Source organism: Pseudomonas sp. NPDC087690, assembly GCF_044743175.1.
Classification (GTDB): domain Bacteria; phylum Pseudomonadota; class Gammaproteobacteria; order Pseudomonadales; family Pseudomonadaceae; genus Aquipseudomonas.
Window position 1 is genome coordinate 16706 of the sequence record NZ_JBIUVX010000002.1, and the last position, 3662, is coordinate 20367.

General features: G+C 60.9%; 3 protein-coding genes. 2 read left to right on the plus strand and 1 reads right to left on the minus strand.

Going from position 1 to position 3662, the window contains the following annotated elements; translation table 11 throughout:
• Positions 1 to 143 precede the first annotated feature (143 nt).
• The gene (locus ACIPIZ_RS04365) at positions 144 to 1316 is read left to right on the plus strand and encodes an MFS transporter (RefSeq protein ID WP_401164264.1); all 1173 of its coding nucleotides are present in this window, start codon (positions 144 to 146) and stop codon (positions 1314 to 1316) included.
• Positions 1317 to 1417: 101 nt separating this feature from the next.
• Here the strand turns inward: ACIPIZ_RS04365 and ACIPIZ_RS04370 are convergent, their stop codons facing one another.
• Positions 1418 to 2551 (minus strand): cupin-like domain-containing protein, encoded by a 1134-nt coding sequence (locus tag ACIPIZ_RS04370; RefSeq protein WP_401164266.1) that lies wholly within the window; start codon positions 2549 to 2551, stop codon positions 1418 to 1420.
• A gap of 129 nt (positions 2552 to 2680) precedes the next feature.
• Here ACIPIZ_RS04370 and ACIPIZ_RS04375 point away from each other — a divergent pair, with 129 nt between their 5' ends.
• The gene (locus tag ACIPIZ_RS04375; RefSeq protein WP_105707960.1) at positions 2681 to 3418 is read left to right on the plus strand and encodes a thioesterase II family protein; all 738 of its coding nucleotides are present in this window, start codon (positions 2681 to 2683) and stop codon (positions 3416 to 3418) included.
• Positions 3419 to 3662: the final 244 nt, after the last annotated feature.

Below are 3662 nucleotides of genomic sequence, written 5' to 3' on the forward strand. Positions count from 1 at the left end.
TTCGGCTGTATCAGGCATCGGTCGTCAGCGCATGAGTCGAACCGCAGGCCGTAGTCGAGCACCTTCACATTCCACCAACAATTGTGCGCTTTGCGACCTGCAAGCCTTATGGCAACTTGGCGGCCCCTGATGAGGCAGCACCCATGGCAAACCCCTACCGCGAATTATTCACCGCCCCCGGCGCACGCAATTTTGTCCTGGCCGGAATGATCGCGCGCATGCCGATCTCCATGACCGGTATCGGCGTGATCACCATGCTCTCGCAGTTGAAGGGCGGCTATGCGTTGGCCGGTGGTGTGGCGGCGACGTTTGCTCTGGCCACGGCGTTTTGCGCGCCGCAGGTGTCGCGACTGGTGGACCGCTTCGGGCAGGGGAAAATTCTCCCGGTGTCGGCATTGATCGGCGGCGGCGCACTGCTGATGTTGCTGCTGTGCACGCGGTTGCAAGCGCCAAACTGGACGCTGTTCATCTTCGCCGCGCTGGCCGGGTGCATGCCGAGCATGTCGGCAATGGTGCGTGCGCGCTGGACCGAGATCTATCGCGGTCAGCCGCAATTGCAGACGGCCTATGCGCTGGAGTCGGTGCTGGATGAAGTGTGCTTTATCGTCGGCCCGCCATTGTCGGTGGGGTTGTGCGTGGCGGTGTTTCCCGAGGCGGGACCGCTGGCGGCGCTGCTGGCGCTGGCGATCGGCGTGACAGCGTTTGTCGCCCAGCGCAGCACCGAACCGCCGGTGCATCCGCACTCGTCCGAAGATCAGGGCTCGATCATTGCTTCGACCGACGTTCAATTACTGCTGGCGCTGATGATCGCCATGGGCGTTATTGTCGGCGTGATTGATGTAGTCAGCGTTGCGTTTGCCCAACAGCAAGGGCAGCCGGCGGCCGCGAGCATCGTGCTGTCGGTGTACGCGATCGGTTCGTGCCTGGCCGGCATCGCCTTCGGTGCGATGCGCTCGAAATTGCCATTGCCGCAGTTGTTCCTGTACGGCGGCGTGGCGACGGCGGTGACGACATTGCCGCTGTTGCTGGCGAGCAATATTTTTGGCTTGTCGCTGGCCGTGTTCGTTGCGGGGCTGTTCTTCTCGCCGACGCTGATTGTGGCGATGGCGTTGATTGAACGCATTGTGCCAGCGGCCAAACTCACCGAAGGGTTGACCTGGCTGGTGACCGGTTTGAGTATCGGCGTGGCTGTCGGGGCCGCCGGCTCCGGTTGGCTGGTGGACGCCTTCGGTGCGCGCAGCGGTTTCTGGCTGGCGATTGTGGCGGGGGCCGTGGTGCTTGGCTCGGCAATCCAGAGTTACCGCCATCTCAAGTAGGGGTCGCGGCACGCTGCGATCTTTTGATCTTGATCGTTAAAGTCAAAAGATCGCAGCCTCGTTTCACTCGACAGCTCCTACAAAGTAGAGGTGGCAACTGTTTACCAGCCCCGTCCCGAATTCACCCAGAAATTCACCGACAGTGATGTCGACACCGATTCCACCTGATGGAACCAGCCCTCCGGCAAAAACAGCAAATCCCCAGCCTCCAGCGTCACCCGCAGAAATGTCACGTCGCGGGCGGCAGGAAAACGCTCGTAGTCCGGCGCATCCGGGTTGAAATCACAGCCATCCAGACCACCCTTGGGCGCCGTCGACCAGGTCCCCAGCGCTTCACGGTGATGCGGCGCGGCGAGGGTGAAGGTCTTCTGCCCCCAAACCTGCGCGAAGAGGTTGTCGGTGTCGTCACGATGCAACGGCGTCAACGTGCCTTTCGGCCCGATCCAGATTCGCGGCGGAATAAACAGCGAGGTGTCGAAGTAGGGCGGGTACTTGATCTGCTGCATCAATTGCGCCGGCAGGATGTTGTTGCCCATGTAGGCGGGTGGTTCGCCATTCGCACCTTTGACCGCCGGTTGATCCAGCGAGGCGATGAAGTCGGCCATCGACGTGGAGCGGAAATCACGTTCGGTGGAGAAGGTCTTCTTCACGTAGTCGCCATGGCGAGTGATGCCTTGCAGCTCGGCGAAATGCACCAGCGATTCTTCGCGGCTGAGCTTGAACAGTGGCCAGTCGTGCAGCGCATTGCTGATCACCACCGGAATGCCATTGGGCAGGTAGCGGCTGTTGAATTCGGCGACCGACAGATCACTGCGGGCAAGGCGTTCGACGCTGCTTTGGGTCGGCAGGCTGGCAGTGAGTTTTTCGCTGAAGCGCGGCGGAGTCGGGTAGCGCTTGTTCATGTCGACTTTTTCCGCCACGGCGCCACCGTGCATCGCATGTTCGATAATCTGCGGCAGCATCGTTGCCAGGCCCATGTTGCCGCCGATTTTCAGGCGCCCGCTGGCGAACAGCTCTTCGACGTTGGCCATGCCGCTCATGATCCCGAGGAAATCGCGCTCGGCGACTTCAATGGTCACGTCCGGGCTGGCGTGGCGTCCGGGCTCGGTGCGGCTGCTGGCCTTGACCTCGGACCAGTAGGCCTGCTGCGGACCAAACACGAATTGAAAAACGCCTTCGATGCCGACGGCACCGGCATTGGCGAACAGCTTGCCCAGGATGCTCTGCAGGTCCACGGTGAATCCTCGTTATTGGTTTTGGCCTGAACAGTTAACGAGCACCTGCGGGGGGAATTTACCGGTCGACGACTAATTTAACCGCCACGGGATCCGTTTCTCTCTACAAGTGAATTTTTCGAGGAAAGCGTGGTGACCAAGCTGACCCTGCTGTGCCTGCCGTATTCCGGCGCCAGTGCCATGGTCTACAGCCGCTGGCGGCCGAAACTGCCGCAGTGGTTGCAGTTGCAACCGGTTGAGCTGCCGGGACGTGGTGCACGTTTCGGCGAGCCACTGCATACCGACATGCGTGCATTGGCGATGCAACTGGCCAAGGAGCTGCGCCCGACACTCAAAGTCCCTTATGCACTGTTCGGCCACAGCCTTGGCGCGTTGCTGGCCTGCGAAATGGCGCACGCCCTGCGTGCGCTGGGTTGCCCGGAACCGGTGGCGATGTTCGCTTCCGGCACGGCGGCGCCGACCCTGCGTGCCGATTACGATCGCGGCTTTGCCGAGCCCAAGACCGACGCCGAGTTGATCGAACAACTGCGCACGCTCAATGGCACCAGCGAGGAAGTGCTGGCCAACGAAGAGCTGATGAGCTTGACCTTGCCGATCCTGCGCGCGGATTTCCTGTTGTGCGGCAAGTTCGAGCCGCTGGCGCGACCGCTGCTCAACTGCCCGGTGCATGTGCTCGGCGGCAAGGCAGATCGCGCCACCACCGAGCAATTGATCGGCTGGAGCAAGGAAACCCGTGGCAGCTTCTCGGTGGACATGCTCGCGGGTGGGCACTTCTTTATTCATGAGCATGAAGCGAAGGTATTGAAGGTGATCAAGGATCAGCTCGATGTGCATCATCGCCGCCACGCCATGGCCGCGACTGCCTGAACACCTTATAACCTGTGGGAGCGAGCCTGCTCGCGAAAGCGTCGCAACAGTCAGCATTTTCATTGCCTGACATACCGCTTTCGCGAGCAGGCTCGCTCCCACCTTTGATTTGTCGTGCCCGAGAAATCCCCGCTCTGCCTCCCGCCTGACAGTTCTTCTCATTCGCTAATTTTTCCGGTCTGCATTCGTTTTATAGGGACGACGTGCCTTTGTGCTTCCTGCCTACTGATCCGGATGCTAAGAA

What these genes read in the sequence shown, in the direction of transcription:
- ACIPIZ_RS04365 (WP_401164264.1), top strand. Translation starts at nt 144, where the DNA reads ATGGCAAACCCCTACCGCGAATTATTCACCGCCCCCGGCGCACGCAAT.